This is a genomic window from Acinetobacter sp. YWS30-1 (assembly GCF_033558715.1).
In the GTDB taxonomy this organism is placed as follows: Bacteria; Pseudomonadota; Gammaproteobacteria; order Pseudomonadales; family Moraxellaceae; genus Acinetobacter.
The window spans coordinates 2,994,202-3,009,017 of sequence record NZ_CP114606.1 but is presented as its reverse complement, the minus strand read 5'-3'; the positions used below and the strand labels follow the sequence as shown (position 1 = coordinate 3,009,017).

General features: G+C 42.8%; 15 protein-coding genes. 2 read left to right on the top strand and 13 right to left on the bottom strand.

Translation table 11 applies throughout. The annotated features are described in order from the left end of the window. The first annotated feature begins 26 nt into the window (after window positions 1-26). A complete protein-coding gene (locus O4M77_RS14310; protein WP_034170748.1) occupies window positions 27-671 on the top strand; it encodes an START domain-containing protein in 645 nt (214 codons plus the stop codon). Between the two features lie 50 nt (window positions 672-721). On the opposite strand, the gene O4M77_RS14305 is transcribed toward O4M77_RS14310, so the two are convergent. Beyond that, entirely contained in the window at window positions 722-1,897 is a 1,176-nt protein-coding gene (locus O4M77_RS14305; protein WP_323713630.1) for an MFS transporter, read from the bottom strand. 9 nt (window positions 1,898-1,906) lie between these two features. After that, a complete protein-coding gene (dkgB, locus tag O4M77_RS14300) occupies window positions 1,907-2,713 on the bottom strand; it encodes a 2,5-didehydrogluconate reductase DkgB (protein WP_180179915.1) in 807 nt (268 codons plus the stop codon). Between the two features lie 113 nt (window positions 2,714-2,826). Here dkgB and O4M77_RS14295 point away from each other — a divergent pair, with 113 nt between their 5' ends. Next, a complete protein-coding gene (locus tag O4M77_RS14295) occupies window positions 2,827-3,717 on the top strand; it encodes a LysR family transcriptional regulator (RefSeq protein WP_323713629.1) in 891 nt (296 codons plus the stop codon). Between the two features lie 85 nt (window positions 3,718-3,802). Here the strand turns inward: O4M77_RS14295 and ahr are convergent, their stop codons facing one another. The 11 genes from ahr to O4M77_RS14240 form a co-directional block, all read right to left on the bottom strand. Beyond that, on the bottom strand, window positions 3,803-4,825 hold the full coding sequence (gene ahr / locus O4M77_RS14290; RefSeq protein WP_323713628.1) for an NADPH-dependent aldehyde reductase Ahr: 1,023 nt from the start codon (window positions 4,823-4,825) through the stop codon (window positions 3,803-3,805). A gap of 4 nt (window positions 4,826-4,829) precedes the next feature. Then, window positions 4,830-5,411, bottom strand: coding sequence for a DNA-3-methyladenine glycosylase I (locus O4M77_RS14285; protein ID WP_034170752.1), 582 nt, complete (start codon window positions 5,409-5,411; stop codon window positions 4,830-4,832). A gap of 21 nt (window positions 5,412-5,432) precedes the next feature. After that, entirely contained in the window at window positions 5,433-5,678 is a 246-nt protein-coding gene (locus O4M77_RS14280) for a hypothetical protein (RefSeq protein WP_180105007.1), read from the bottom strand. Between the two features lie 15 nt (window positions 5,679-5,693). Then, window positions 5,694-6,197, bottom strand: a complete 504-nt coding sequence (locus O4M77_RS14275; protein ID WP_171431287.1) for a M23 family metallopeptidase — start codon at window positions 6,195-6,197, stop codon at window positions 5,694-5,696. A 90-nt stretch (window positions 6,198-6,287) separates the two neighbouring features. After that, complete coding sequence (gene mutY, locus O4M77_RS14270) at window positions 6,288-7,316, bottom strand: A/G-specific adenine glycosylase (protein ID WP_125279707.1); 1,029 nt, start codon at window positions 7,314-7,316, stop codon at window positions 6,288-6,290. A 167-nt stretch (window positions 7,317-7,483) separates the two neighbouring features. Further along, complete coding sequence (locus O4M77_RS14265) at window positions 7,484-7,843, bottom strand: HIT family protein (protein WP_005233203.1); 360 nt, start codon at window positions 7,841-7,843, stop codon at window positions 7,484-7,486. Between the two features lie 79 nt (window positions 7,844-7,922). Then, a complete protein-coding gene (locus O4M77_RS14260; RefSeq protein ID WP_312317804.1) occupies window positions 7,923-8,657 on the bottom strand; it encodes a dienelactone hydrolase family protein in 735 nt (244 codons plus the stop codon). A gap of 163 nt (window positions 8,658-8,820) precedes the next feature. Then, a complete protein-coding gene (locus O4M77_RS14255) occupies window positions 8,821-9,510 on the bottom strand; it encodes an FKBP-type peptidyl-prolyl cis-trans isomerase (RefSeq protein WP_005233205.1) in 690 nt (229 codons plus the stop codon). A 48-nt stretch (window positions 9,511-9,558) separates the two neighbouring features. After that, on the bottom strand, window positions 9,559-10,263 hold the full coding sequence (locus tag O4M77_RS14250) for an FKBP-type peptidyl-prolyl cis-trans isomerase (RefSeq protein WP_323713627.1): 705 nt from the start codon (window positions 10,261-10,263) through the stop codon (window positions 9,559-9,561). A gap of 168 nt (window positions 10,264-10,431) precedes the next feature. Then, window positions 10,432-12,615 carry a polysaccharide biosynthesis tyrosine autokinase gene (locus O4M77_RS14245; protein WP_180018145.1) on the bottom strand — a complete coding sequence of 728 codons (2,184 nt, stop codon included), beginning with the start codon at window positions 12,613-12,615 and terminating at the stop codon, window positions 10,432-10,434. Between the two features lie 429 nt (window positions 12,616-13,044). Further along, on the bottom strand, window positions 13,045-14,121 hold the full coding sequence (locus O4M77_RS14240) for a polysaccharide biosynthesis/export family protein (RefSeq protein WP_034170758.1): 1,077 nt from the start codon (window positions 14,119-14,121) through the stop codon (window positions 13,045-13,047). Between the last annotated feature and the right edge of the window lie 695 nt (window positions 14,122-14,816).

Here is a 14,816-nt window from a genome sequence, read left to right as displayed (position 1 = left end):
TAAAACTAAAATAAGATGACAATGGAATGAAGAAATTAATATTAATGGCGTGTGCTGTAGCCTTTGCCGCTACAGCACAGTCGACCTCTGTGCAGAATGCCAAACTCAGCATTAATAAAAATAATATTAAAGTCTGGACCTATCAGGATGAGCGGAATCCCGTTTTTCTCTATAAAGCCGAAACCACCTACAATGTCCCGATTGAGAATGCCGTCTCTTTAATTCTGGATGTTGATCATGCAGTGAAATGGGTGCCTTATATGGGCAGTATCAAGGTGCTGTCGCGTGATGATAAAAAAGGCGATTTCACCTTGTATATGGTGCTGGATTTTCCATTCCCTTTAAAAGACCGTGATCTGATTGTGCAGGGTAAAATGATTAAGGATGCCAATGGCCAGATCACCATTAAGAATAAAGCGATTCAGACCGGGTATGCCCTAAATCCGAATTATGTACGTTTGACTGATTATCAGGGAGACTGGACCTTCCAGAAACTGGCGAATAACAAGGTTAAGGTATCGACTTATGGCTATGCCAATCCTGAAGGTTCGATTCCTTTAACCTTTGTGAATATGTTTGTGCAGCAGCAGCCTTATCAGATGCTGCAAAAGATGAAAACCGAACTGGCTAAACCTGTGGCAACGCCTGTGTTACCTGAAGCTTTACGCTAAATAGCCAATAAAAAAGTCCGCATCAGGCGGACTTTTTTGTGAAGGAAATTTTAAGAGCATTGCTGCGTAGTCATATCTTGCTGTGGAGCCAGTTTCATTTGAATCACGACCAGAAGCAAAGCAACAGCACTGAGCCCAGCACCGGTAAATGAAACCGCACTATAGCTAAGTCCTAGATTTAGCACACTGGCACCCGCAATTGCCCCCAAAGCATTACCGAGGTTAAAGGCACCAATATTTACCGAAGAAGCCAGTCCAGGCGCATCATAAGCCACGGATATGACTCGCATCTGTAAAGGTGGAACTACGGCAAAGGCAGCAGCACCCCAGATGATTAATGCCAGACCTGCGCCAACAGCTGTGCTTGCCAGAATCGGGAAGAGCAGCATCATCAGCATGAGCAAGATTAAAAAGCCAATCAGGGTTTTATCTAAGGATAGATCTGCAAACTTGCCACCCAGATGATTACCAATCGAGAAACCTACTCCAATCAGCACAAGCATTAGGGTAATTAATGCCGGTGAGGCTTGAGTAAAGCTTTGCAGACTTGGCGCAATATAAGTGTATAGGGCAAACATGGCCCCCGCACTCATCACAGTGGTCAATAAAGCTAAAACAACGGGCAGGCGGGTCAATACTTGTAGTTCTTGCCTTACATCTGGTTTCTGGCTGCTTTGGCCTTCAGGCAAGGCTTTCCATAAGGAGAACATGGTTAGCAAACCAAGCAGGGAAATACCCAGAAAAGCCATACGCCAGCCGATATGTTGTCCTATCCAGGTTGCTAGTGGCACCCCGCCAATATTGGCAATGGTCAGGCCCATAAACATCATGGCTACGGCGCTGGCCTGTTTATCTTTCGGAACGACACTGGCCGCGACAACCGAACCAATTCCGAAGAAAGCACCATGGTTCAGGCTGGTGATGATGCGTGCCCCCATCAGCCCCAGATAATTAGGCGCTAATGTCGCCAGAATATTGCCAATCGTAAAAATCGCCATCAGTAAAATGAGAGACTTACGTTTGGAATAACGGCTTAACCAGAGGGTCATTAGCGGTGCACCCAACATCACCCCTAAGGCATAGGCACTGATTAGCATCCCGGCACGAGGAATCGAAATCTCCAGATCGCGGGCGATTTCTGGCAGAAAACCCATAGGAGAGAATTCAGTGGTACCAATTGCAAAGGCGCCAACCGCCAGTGCAAGCAAAGGAAAATTAATTTTCATGGTTTCTGCTTAGTCCCAGATAGGCGCAAGCTGGTCCGGATCAACTTCGCGGCCATTGCGCTCCAGGGTGCTGATCAAGGCCATTTCTTCTTGAGTCAGCTGTATCTCCTGCGCTGCCAGATTGGCAAGTAGATGTTCACGTTTGGTTGAAGATGGAATCACTGCAAAGCCTTTTTGTAAGGCCCAAGCCAGTGCAATTTGTGCAGTCGAAGCCTGATGCTGGGCAGCAATCCCTTGCAGGACAGGATCATTCAGCACTTTGCCATAAGCTAGTGTCATATAAGAGGTGACATCAATCTTCTGAGATTGTAGGAAATTGACCAGACGCTGATTTTGCAGATAAGGACTCAGTTCAATCTGGTTAGTTGCGATATGCTCCAGACCAATCGTATCAATGGCTTGTTGGGTCAGCTCAATATTGAAATTGGACACACCGATATGCTCAGTCAGACCTTGCTGTTTGGCTTCTAATAAAGTCTGCATCAGCTCAGGAATTTGAACGCCTAAACGAGGTGCAGGCCAGTGAATGAGCGTTAGATTGACTGCATCGGTACGTAGTTTATGCAGGCTTTCTTTGAGGCTTGGAATTAATTTGTCTGGTGCGTAATGATCTGTCCAGATTTTGGTGGTAATGAATAGCTCGTTACGATTAACTTGGCTTTCTGCAATAGCCTGACCCACTTCCGCTTCATTGGCATAAATCTGTGCCGTATCTACGGCGCGATAACCGACTTCCAGGGCTGTTTTGACTGAATCAATGACGGTCTGTCCAGACAGGCGAAAGGTACCGACACCAAATTGAGGAACAATATTCATAGCTTTAATCTTTAAGTATTTTCGATGTTGAGTATTTTGTGCTTTTTATTGTTGCGAAAAAATAGCTGAATTTGCAAAATATTATTGACCGAAAATCAATAAAAGAGTGACAAATGAAATCGACGATTGAAGAATTACAGGCTTTTGTCACTATTGTGGATAGTGGTTCTATTGTCATGGCGGCAGAGCGTTTGGGACAAACCACTTCGGGTGTCAGTCGGGCATTGCAACGTCTGGAAAATAAGTTAAATGTTACTCTTTTAGAAAGAACCACACGTAAGCTGAAACTGACTCAAGAAGGCCAGCTATTTCTAGAAAAGGCGCGCAAAATTCTCAATGATCTGGCAGAAGCTGAAGATGCCTTACTGAAATCAGATAGTGATACGTCAGGATTGATTCGGGTCGATTCAGCGACACCTTTTGTGCTGCATGTAATCGTGCCGCTAATTCAGGAGTTTATGCAGCGTTATCCCCACATCGAAATTGAACTAAATAATCATGATCAGGTGATTGATCTGCTGGAACATAAAACCGATGTCGCAATCCGCTTTGGAGAACTGCATGATTCCAGCCTGCATGCCAGATTATTATGCCGCAGCCGTTTGTATATTGTGGCCAGTCCTGAATATTTACAGCAGAAAGGCAGACCGCAATCAGTGGCAGATTTATCGGAGCACACTTTGCTGGGATTTAGTCAGCCTACACATTTGAACACCTGGCCGATTCGGCTGGATGGCGAACCTATCATTGTAAAGCCAAAGATTCGAGCACCCAATGGGGAAACTGTCCGTCAATTAGCTTTATACGGGGTAGGTATTACCTGTCTGTCACGCTTTCTGGTCGAGGACGATTTGCAGGCGGGTCGTTTAGAGGCGTTATTTGAAGATCAGATTGAGCTACATTATCAAAAAATTCATGCAGTCTATTACCGTCAGGAGCATCTGCCTAAACGGGTACATCTATTTATTGAATTTCTGGCTCAGAAGCTGGCTAAATATTTATAAACCAATTATATGTAAATATAGCCATAAAAAATCTGCCCTAACATGATGCTAGGGCAGATCTAGATTTACTGATGATTAGTAAAAATTAGAAATCGGCTTTCAGTACAATCCGGTAACGGGCTTTGCCTGAGTGCAGACGTTCAATCGCAGCATTAATTTCCGACATGGGGAACAGTTCAATCTGTGGCGCAATATTTTTACGTGCCGCAAATTTTAGTAATTGACGTAAAGCTGCTGGTGAACCTGTCGGCGAGCCAGTCACAGATTTAGCACCACCAATCAGTGAACCTGCAGAAATTTGCATGGGTTCCAGTGGTAAGCCCAGCATATGTACAGTACCATTTGGTGCCAGTGTTGATAAATAAGCCTGCCAGTCTAGTGTGACATTGACAGTACTCATTAATAGGTCAAATTTACCACGAAGCGGTTTAAGCGCTGCTGGGTCACGACTATTCACTACATGGTCTGCACCCATGGCTTTCAGCTCATCGGTTTTATCCAGATTTGAAGTAAAGGCGGTAATTTCACAACCCCACGCTTTCAACAGCTTGATCGCCATATGTCCCAAACCGCCAATACCAATGACACCGACGTGGTGAATGGCCTGAATCTGATGTTTTAGAATCGGGTCAAATACAGTAATCCCGCCACAGAGCAGGGGGCCAGCACTTTCTGGGTCCAGATCTTCGGGTAAGGGAATTGCCCATTGCCAGCCAGCACGGACTTTATCTGCAAAACCGCCTACATGACCGACGATGGTTGCAACCTGACCACCGGTACACAGCACTTGCTGGCCTGAAATACAAGGATCGCAATGTTGGCAGCTTTCCGCAGTCCAGCCAATACCGACACGTTGACCTACTTTTAGACCTTTGGCTTCAGAACCCAGTTGTGTAATGGTTCCAATGACTTCATGTCCGGCCACCACAGGATATACTGAAGATCCCCAGTCATTATTGAGTACTGAAATATCAGAATGGCATAGGCCGCAGTATTCAACTTTCACTTCGACCTGATGCGGCTGAAGTTCACCTGCATCAAATTGATAAGGTTCCAGAGCAGCACCGGCAGACATTGCGGCATAGGCTTGAATAGTATTAGTGGACATAGATTCAGCTCTTATTTGAATGGGAGGATATTGTTTTAAAGTGACAGTGATTTTCATGGTCATCGACCATGCCAACTGCCTGCATAAAGGCATAACAGATCGTAGGACCGACAAACTTAAAGCCTGCTTTTTTTAAGGCTTTGGACATGTTCTGGCTTTCAATGGTTTGTGCCGGAGCCTGACGATAATCTGCCACATCATTATTTAACCGGGGCTGCTGGGCAAAGGACCATAACCATGTGACCACATCAATCTCTTGAGATTTAAGCTGTTGCCAGGCCCGGGCATTATCGCGAATTGCAGTCAGTTTACCAATATGCCGGATTAGACTAGCATCTTGCAGTTTTGCGGTGAGTTGCTCATCTGTAAAAGAAGCAATCGTTTCAATCGAATATTGAAAGAAATGTTTGCGATAAGATTCACGTTTTCTGAGTACGGTAATCCAGGCTAAACCGGCCTGCTGACCTTCCAGACACAGCATTTCAAACAGGCGTTTTTCATCATGCAGCGCCTGTCCCCATTCCTGATCATGGTAGGCAGTATAGAGAGGATCATCAGAGCACCAGCCACAGCGTTGGATCGTCAAGGGATGCTCCTTTTGATTATCTTATAATTTAAATGTCGTCCACTGATCTTGCTGATTGTCCCAGTAGGAGAGTTCTGCCTGCTGCAGATCACTGAACTGGATCCACATATCCTTACCACTTTTATCGGCATAACCAGTACTGATCAGAAGCGCCTCTTCGGTAATTTCCATGATCCAGCCCTGATAGGTCTGGCCATTGAGCACGATTTTCTGTTGATTGCCTGATTCAGCAAATTCGACCAGACGGTTGATCAACACTTCTGACATGTAAACTTCCTAAAATTAACGTAAATATGGATAAGGGTTAACAACACCACGGCCCTTACCATTTAAATAGAGACCATAATGCAGATGTGGCGCAGTATGCCGGGCATTGCCAGTATTACCGACATAACCAATGACATCGCCCTTTTTGACATAGTCACCAACTTTCAGGCCACGCTTATGACCATCCAGATGTGCATAATAATGCCAGGCACCACCTGGACCCAGAATCCAGACTACTTTACCACCCAAATTGTTATTCCGTAAATCCGCGATCAGACCAGGCGTCGCACTACGAACCTTGGTTCCACGTGGAGCCAGAATATCAATGCCCTCATGCAAACGGCCACTACTACGCGAAGCTCCCCAAGTATCTTTCAATTCACGAGCCTGAACCCGATCTACCGGAATCGGCAGAGAAGAGGGCATACGCATATGATTCAGTTTTTTGACCAGTGCCGGATTAAGTTGAACCGCAGAAGGATGTTTCGGTGCGCTACTACACGCCACCAGAAATAACATCACCAAAGAAAGCCCAACAAACGCAAGAGAATGGCGCAAAATATTTATCCTTAAATGAGGCCAGTATGATTCTTCTTGTTCCAGACTATGTCATAAATTTACGGTAGAAATCAATTTTTTCATGGCGGTTGGAATACCTGCATTGACCGCAGTTTCCGGGTTCATCCAGAAGCCCTGTAACTCAATCGCCAGATGTTCCTGCTGATCTGCATCGACTGCAAAAACCATGGCTTCAAGCTGCCAGGTAAAATGGGTGAAACTGTGGCTGATCTGGATCTTTTGTACGAGATTTTTCAGACCCAGTTGCTGGCACAGTTGTTCAAATGTATGAGTGTCTTCAATAATTGGCAGACACCAAAGCCCGCCCCAAAGACCACTATTAGGACGTTGCTGCCATAGCCATTCATCACCTGACTGGATCAACAGCACTTGAGCTGCTTTGACCGGTACCGGCTTTTTGGCTTTTTTAAAGGGCAATTCATTTTCCAGACCCTGTTGATGTGCCTTGCAATGTTGCTGCATTGGACAATACAGGCATAAAGGCTTTTTCGGAGTACAGACGGTCGCACCGAGATCCATAATCGCCTGGGTATAGTCATGATTCCGTTCAACCGGGCAAAGCTGTTCAGCAAGCTCCCACAAGGCACGTTCATGAACCGGTTTAGACAGATCATCTTCGATCGCAAAAAATCGTGCCAGCACCCGTTTGACATTACCATCCATGATCACGCCGTACTGACGTAAACCCAAAGACATTAAGGCTCCCGCGGTTGAGCGGCCAATGCCGGGCAGGGCGATCCATTCTTCCAGGCTCGTCGGGAAATGCCCCTGCCTTGCTACAATACCGGCTGCCTTATGCAAATTGCGGGCACGAGCATAATAGCCCAGCCCAGCCCAATAGGGTGCGACTTCATCCCAAGAAGCTGTACCTAAGTCCTGTACTGTCGGAAAACGTTGAATAAACCGCTCAAAATATTGCAGCACGGTTTTGACCTGAGTCTGCTGTAGCATGATTTCAGAGACCCAGACCTTATAGGGATCATCAGCCACTTGCCACGGCAAATCATGACGGCCATGCACATCAAACCATTCTAAAAGGGCATCTGAAAATACAAACATGAAGATAGAACAAACTGGAAAACGAGGCCTAGTATAACTGAAGAGACCCAGCTAAAAGATGAAAAGTCTGCTAAAACAGCAAGACTGAAAAAGAGTAAAAATGAATAAATGGAAGGGACAAGTGAACACTTCGAAAAGCATTCACTCGGGAAAAAAAATTTAAATTCTTATTCTTCAATGCCCCAGCGTGCATCCAGCTTTAATACCTTGCCTTCATAACGTGGGATAATATGAATGTGTAAATGTTCTGATTTTTCCTGAAATACTTCGCCATCATTAAACCCGACATGAAAACCGGAAGGCTGATAGCGTAATTGCAATTCATTACGAGCCTGTTCAAGTAAGGACATCATGCTCTTACGTTCTTTATCTGTGATTTCAAAAAATGACGCCACATGACGTAATGGAGTAACTACATAATGTCCTTTGGACAGCGAGTTCGGTTCAGGTAACACGACAGCAAAATCATTTTTAGCCAGAATATCGTATTCGTCAAAATTACAGTACGGGCAGTTATTTTCAGTCATGATATTGGCTCCTTTCATTGAATTTATTTTTTTCATGTATGACCCAGCTCGATCATGAGCCGGATCAATTTATCTGTTATTAGGCGAGTTGTCGTGCCAGTAATTCATACATGGCAGCCAAGCTTTGTTTCTCTGCTTCAGCATTGTAGCCCAGATCGACACCATTGGCCTTGGCGCGCTCATCCGCAAGCGGGTTACTGAATCCATGCTTGGCATTTTCAAATACAATTATATTATGCTCGACCTTAGCCGCCTGCATTTCTTCTTTAAAGCTGGCGACATCATCCAGGCTCACCATACTGTCCTTTTCACCATGTAGAACCAGAATTTCTGCCTGTACCTGGCCTTCTTGTGCAGGTGCTTTAGGAGACAGGTTGGCATGGAAAGTAGCCACAGCTTTTAACGGTGCATTTGAGCGAGCCAGATCCAGAGCCACTTTACCGCCGTAACAGAAACCAATTGCCGCCAGTTTTTCCGGATTGACTTCATCCTGTGCCGCTAAAGTATCTAAAGCAGCTTTTGCACGGTTCACAATAGTGTCTGGATCTTCAAACGTCTGCATCATCCATTGATAGGCTTGATCAGAGCTGGTGGTCACTTTCTTGTCACCATACATATCAATTGCCAGCGCGGCATACCCATGTTCCGCCAGTTCACGGGCACGCTGTTCAGTATAGTCATTGCGGCCCCACCATTCGGGTGCCACGATAACACCGGCTACAGGTGCATCAGTTTCCGGTGCGGCAAAATAACCAATCAAAGTGCTGCCATCCTGCGCAGTATATTGAATTTCGCGGGTCTTGATTGCTGCCATACTGAAGTCCTCTATTGTTGTTGAATATTTTGATTAAACTATAAAATAGCAAAACTGCTATGAATATACATGAAAAGCTCCAACTAATTCGTTTCTCATCAGTACAAAAAAAGAGAGGCAAATAATTTGCCTCTCTTTTTAACTTTTACAATTAAAGGAATTTTTATTTAATAATTTCCAGTAATTCGATATCAAAAATCAGGGTACTATTTGGTTCAATGATATCTCCCGAACCAATCTGTCCATAGGCCAGATCAGCGGGGATAAAGAAGCGGTATTTAGCACCGACTTTCATGAGCTGTAAGCCTTCTGTCCAGCCAGTAATCACTTGGGTGGTACGGAAATCGACTGGCTGCTGGCGGGCAATCGAACTGTCAAAAACGGTACCATCAATCAGGCGACCTTCATAATGCACACGGACATTACTGTTAGCACTTGGTGATTTCCCTTTACCTTCTTTCAGTACCAGGTATTGCAGACCAGATTTGGTAGTTTTAACGCCTGGCTTTTTCGCATTTTCCTGCAAGAATGCTTTGCCAGCTTTGGCATTTTCTTCAGCTTTCTGTTTCAGCACAATCAGTTCTTTGGCATCACTTTGACGTTTATACTGAGTCAGCACTTGGGTCATTTCTTCATCGCTTAAACTGGATTTTTGTCCAGCAGCGGCTGTCTTTAAGCCCTGGCTAAATGCATCTAAATCAAGATCCTTTAAAGTGTCTGCATTACTGCGACCCATCAGATAACCAAAGCTGTAACCAATCTTCTCAGCTTCACTACTTGTATTATTGATCTCTTTAGCAAAAAGGCTGCCTGAACTGAGCAGCAAAACCATTAAACTGATTTGTATTTTCATTATCAATTCTCAAAAATAAAGGAGAGCTGGTCGCTCTCCCTATTTGTATTATTTTACTTCGATTAATTCCACATCAAAAATCAAAGTGCTATGCGGAGGAATCGTACCAGGGACACCCTGTTCACCATAACCCAGATTTGACGGAATATATAGAGTTGCCTTACCGCCTTCTTTCATCAGCTGCAGACCTTCAGTCCAGCCTGGAATGACTTGATTTAATGGAAACTCGATCGGTTCACCGCGTTCTACTGAACTGTCAAATACAGTGCCATCTACCAGTTTACCAGTGTAATGTACTTTCACAATTGAAGAGGCTTTTGGCTGTTTACCTGTACCTTCTTTCGTGACTTGGTACTGTAAGCCGGAAGCAGTTGTTTTAATACCGGATTTTTTCGCATTTTCAGTCAGGAAAGTATCACTTGAAGCTTGAGCCTGTTTTGCACTATCAAGCTGCTTTTGTTGCATTTCTTTCTGGAACTGCTCATAAGCTGCCTGTAATTCTTCTTCCGTATAGGCAGGTGCAGAACGCGCATGTCCTTCACGTACACCGGTCACAAAACTGTTAATGTCCAGCTCAGGAGGAGTCTGATGCGCCACTTCATAACCGAGTGCATAGCTGATTTTAGAGACAGCAGAGGCATCTTTAGATGCTTTTGTAGTTTGAGTAGCAGGGTTTTGAGTTGCATAGTAAACAGGTACTAGCGCGGCACCGCCTAAAAGAACAGCGACGGCAATCGGTAAGGCCTTACTCATGTATTTGTCCAATCTAATGTTATCGTTGAGGTTCAGTCCATCTTAGCAGAAAATTTTAAGAAATCTTGTAGAACGGGTGGTTTTTTAGCAAGTGAATACCTGCATTTGGTACGACTCAAAAAAGAAAAAACCAGCAATGATTGCTGGTTTTTTTTAGGAGCTATTAGATTAGCTGGTTTTGGCTTTCGGCTTATAACTATATGTATAATCATAGCTATAGCTGCCACCTGCTGAACGCTGGATATCGTTCAGGATCAGACCATTGACAGTACTGCCAGCCTGTTTAAAGCGGTTTACTGTAAGTGCCAGTTCCTTCATCTGGGTTTTTGCATAGCGTGCTACAACCAGATTAAGTCCGACGTATCGGGAAACAATGATCGCATCCGTAACAGCCAGTACCGGTGGAGTATCAATAATAATATGGTCATAGTGTGGAATCAGTTTTTGCAACAACTCCTGGAAGCGTTCTGAATTCAGAAGCTCAGCTGGATTAGTTGCATTTTCACCACAGCTAATGACATTTAAGTTCGGCACATTGGTGGTTTGTACCACTTTATCCAAAGACACGTGTTCATTCAGATATTCAGTTAATCCATACTGGTTATCCAGATTAAAATATTTGTGTATATGACCACGGCGCAGGTCTGCATCAATGATCAGTACACGCTTATTTTTCTCTGCCATGATGACGGCCAGATTGCTGGCAACAAAAGATTTTCCAACTTTTGGTGCTGGACCTGAAATCATCATGATATTGTTTTTGGCCTGAGTCAGAGCAAAGTGGCTCGCTGTACGAATGCTTCTTAAGCTTTCAACTGCCATATCATCACTGTGTTTCAATGCCAATAAGAAAGGCATTTTTTTCTTTTTCAGTAATTTCAGGCCAGGTTTCTGAACAGTCGAATGAGCGATATTGGCATAGACTGGCAGGTCTAACTGATATTCGATCTGACTGCTATCTTTCACACCAGAACGTAGCATGTTACGCAACAACGCCACCAAGATGCCCAGAAAAATACCGAAACAGAAGGTTAAAAATAAAATCAGAGGCTGTTTCTGTTGAATCTGGTCAACTGGTTCAAGTGCGGTATCAATAATATGAACATTACCGCTTTCACCTGCTTTAGCAACACGCAGTTGCTGATAAGAATTTACCAGATTGGTGTACAGTTGCTGTTTCACTTCAACGTCACGAGACAGTTGTAAATATTGGCGTTGAATCTCTGGAATATTTTTAAGTGTTGAATTCAATTCACGAATCTTGCCATTCACTACGCGAAGTTGGGCCGTAATTTCACGCATGGCTGGATGGGCAGCTGCATACTTGGCACCTATTTCCGCCTGTCGCTGTTCAAGTAGGGCTCTTTGTGATTCTAAATTCACGCTCTGATTTAAATATAATTCTGATTCTCTGGTGATATCAACAGTATTATATTTTTGGCGGAAGCGATTGAAGGCAAACTCTGCATCATCAAGCTGTTTTCTTAAATCCGGCAATTGTTCATCCAGGAAAGCCAGTGTTCGTGCAGTGTCTGTCGAACGGCGTGTAATATTATGCTGGCTGTAAACTGCTAAAATCGTATTCAGGACTTTAGTGATGTGCTGTTTATCTTGACCCTGATAGCGAAGTTGCAAAACGCCGCTCAGATCACCTTTTTCTGTAATCGTATAATTGGCAAGAATAGAATCGATCGCTGCAGGCAATGAGAGCTTTTTCACCTGATAACTGTTATCAAGATTATCTTGAGTAAAGATGGCAATTTTCCAGTCGCCCTGTGCAGCTTTAGCCTCAACCGGCTGGTTTAGTGCGCCTTGAAAGACGATTTCTTCGGTCAGTGGATTGATCAGGCTAAAGCTCTGTTGTTGAAATTTCAGCAGCAGATTTTTATCCAGATAGGCTACAGGGACGTCAAACTGACGGATATCAAAACTTTTTTGACCATCCTTAAAGCGTACGGTTTCGGTCTGATATTCAGTTTGAGAAGTTCTGCCTTGAATCAAACGGTTAATAAAAGAGTCTTCAGTGCTGGCAATATGCAGATCCAGATTTAAACGGTCAATTACGGATTCGAGAATCGTACGTGATTTTAAAACCTCAATCTCGGCATTGGATGAAGACATCTGACTCACAATGCTGGATAGGCTACCAAGTAAAGCAGCTGATGAGCCTCTACTTTCTTCGACCTGGACGATTGCATCAACCTTATAGTTAATTGCTGCGGTACGTAGGTAAAGCAGCACTACAATCAGGCTGAGCAAACCACATAGCAGGATGAGCTTCCATTGCGCGAGCAGGGAAAAGAACACCCCTTTTAGGTCAATCATATTATCGGTATTGTTATTTTTGTTCATAATTTTACTATCTAAAAGTTTAAAAGTGATTTTTCCAGTCGCTGATGCCATTTTGAATTAACTCAAAAAAAATGCATCAATGACTTGCTGCCCTGCGAGAAAGGATTCTCAATATTCTGTTTTTTATCCTCTCTGGGTATGTCGAGTCCGCTAAAGACCAGACATTCTGATTCTGATCAGAATAATGTTGTCTTTCATCTAATCTGTTTCATATCTGGTTTTCGGGTACCATGGAGTTACAGGTGAAGTCCATGGAGGAATTAAAAATAGTGTTTTTATTAGTACTAACAGTCATTATTTAGTTGATCCAGCCTTATAGATTTAATCTGAAAGTACGGATAGATCTTATAAATAAATGTTTATTCACTAATTGATGATTAACATGTCCAAAACAGATTGCTAAAAGATTTTTAATTTTCATACTTTCACCTATCGTATAGCTGAACCAGCGACATATGAAAATGGAAGAATCTGGCTCACTACGCGTTCCCAACGGGTCAGACCAGTAGCATCAACATAGACAATATCGTTACTATTCATCTTGAACTGTTTAGCCAGACCAAAATCTCCCAGATTTTTTAGACTTAAGTGATAGATTTCAGTCATCTTGTTGTCAGAATTGCCACGCAAGACATAAATTCGACTCGGATTGGCAGAATATGGATTAATACCTTCGCTTTCACCCAGTACATCAGCGAGCGTCATGCCCTGATCACGGATAGGTAATGGTTTATTGGTGCCGGCTTCACCCATGACATAGATTTTCTGGTTTTCCCGAGGACTGATATACAGGGTGTCGTTGGGTTGAATCAGTAGCTTGTGTAAGGAATAACCCGCTTTTTCCAAAGCAATTGTGTTCAGATCATAGGTCACACCTTGGCGTACGAGCTGGATTGAAGTGGAATCACCTTGTTCATTAATCCCACCGGCTAGGCCCAGCGCCGTATACACACTTACCGGCTGATCAGTCAGATAAAATTGTCCAGCTGATTTTACATTCCCCACTACTGAATAACGCTGTCCCTGATAGGAAATTACTCTCACGACCACATCTGGATTATTCAAATAAGGAATTAACAGACGTCGTACTTCCTGATTCACTTGTGGAAGGGTTTTTCCGGCTGCTTTATAACGATTGATGAATGGAAACTGGATATAACCATTCCGGTCAATCTGATAACCATTGTTATTGTCACTTGCTGTAGGAACGGCACTAATTTCGGGATAAGCCCATAGCTGGAAAGATAAAATATCTCCTGGATTCAAGCGGTAATCCTGCACCTCAGTCTGAAATAGAGGAGCATAATGACTGAGATTATGCGTTTGCGCAGACTGTACTACAGGTAATGTATCCTGAGTCAGTTTCACCAGATTAACTGGAGTTCCCAGTTCAGTTTGATAGATTCCTTCTGTCGGTAAATCATACGTTTGAAAGCCGGATGTTGCTGCACATCCAACCAGAGATAGGCTTAAGGTAAAAGTACCTAAAAGGTGTCTGTAGTTCACTTGAAACCCCTTTATTTTTATATGTTCAGAATTGGTATTTATTAATAATTATTAATTTTTTTGAATTCGGTTTATGTGATTAACGTCTAAAAAATATAATAGATCACATACCTTGTCTATAGCTATTCTTAAGTCAATTTAACAAGTTTGAGCTGAAATTTAACTGTAAGATTGACGAAAATGGACGTGAAACCGTGATTAAATAAGCTATAGAGATATAGTGAATTGCTTAAGATAGCATTAGAATATTAATTGTTTCCAATTGTTATTTTTTAAATAAGTACTATTCTTCGATGATAGAAGGAATTAAGCCCTGAAATTAATATAGAAAAGTATTTTCATATAATTTTTATCTAATCTAGAGGTTTTTTAGATCATTGATTTTTCTTAATATTCAATTATGTTTTGAGGAATTTTAAGATACTTTATTTTTATATTAATCAAAATAATCCGTTGTTAATTAAAATAATATTTAATTAGTTTAGGTGATTGTTAAATTAATATTAGTGGAAAATTATCTGAAAACTAAAAGCCTATATAAGATGGATTAAGTTTAAAAAACATTATCCGGATTTGTAAAATGTAACTACATTTGATTATTAGCTGTTCTATGGGTAGTTTGTGTAATAAAATTAATATATCTTATAGACAAATCAATAAAAACAGACGTGCCTAGACGGCACCAATACATTAAA

What these genes read in the sequence shown, in the direction of transcription:
- O4M77_RS14305 (WP_323713630.1), bottom strand. Translation starts at nt 1,897, where the DNA reads ATGAAAATTAATTTTCCTTTGCTTGCACTGGCGGTTGGCGCCTTTGCA.
- ahr (WP_323713628.1), bottom strand. Translation starts at nt 4,825, where the DNA reads ATGTCCACTAATACTATTCAAGCCTATGCCGCAATGTCTGCCGGTGCT.
- O4M77_RS14255 (WP_005233205.1), bottom strand. Translation starts at nt 9,510, where the DNA reads ATGAAAATACAAATCAGTTTAATGGTTTTGCTGCTCAGTTCAGGCAGC.
- O4M77_RS14295 (WP_323713629.1), top strand. Translation starts at nt 2,827, where the DNA reads ATGAAATCGACGATTGAAGAATTACAGGCTTTTGTCACTATTGTGGAT.
- O4M77_RS14310 (WP_034170748.1), top strand. Translation starts at nt 27, where the DNA reads ATGAAGAAATTAATATTAATGGCGTGTGCTGTAGCCTTTGCCGCTACA.
- dkgB (WP_180179915.1), bottom strand. Translation starts at nt 2,713, where the DNA reads ATGAATATTGTTCCTCAATTTGGTGTCGGTACCTTTCGCCTGTCTGGA.
- O4M77_RS14275 (WP_171431287.1), bottom strand. Translation starts at nt 6,197, where the DNA reads ATGTTATTTCTGGTGGCGTGTAGTAGCGCACCGAAACATCCTTCTGCG.
- O4M77_RS14265 (WP_005233203.1), bottom strand. Translation starts at nt 7,843, where the DNA reads ATGACTGAAAATAACTGCCCGTACTGTAATTTTGACGAATACGATATT.
- mutY (WP_125279707.1), bottom strand. Translation starts at nt 7,316, where the DNA reads ATGTTTGTATTTTCAGATGCCCTTTTAGAATGGTTTGATGTGCATGGC.
- O4M77_RS14280 (WP_180105007.1), bottom strand. Translation starts at nt 5,678, where the DNA reads ATGTCAGAAGTGTTGATCAACCGTCTGGTCGAATTTGCTGAATCAGGC.
- O4M77_RS14245 (WP_180018145.1), bottom strand. Translation starts at nt 12,615, where the DNA reads ATGAACAAAAATAACAATACCGATAATATGATTGACCTAAAAGGGGTG.
- O4M77_RS14260 (WP_312317804.1), bottom strand. Translation starts at nt 8,657, where the DNA reads ATGGCAGCAATCAAGACCCGCGAAATTCAATATACTGCGCAGGATGGC.
- O4M77_RS14250 (WP_323713627.1), bottom strand. Translation starts at nt 10,263, where the DNA reads ATGAGTAAGGCCTTACCGATTGCCGTCGCTGTTCTTTTAGGCGGTGCC.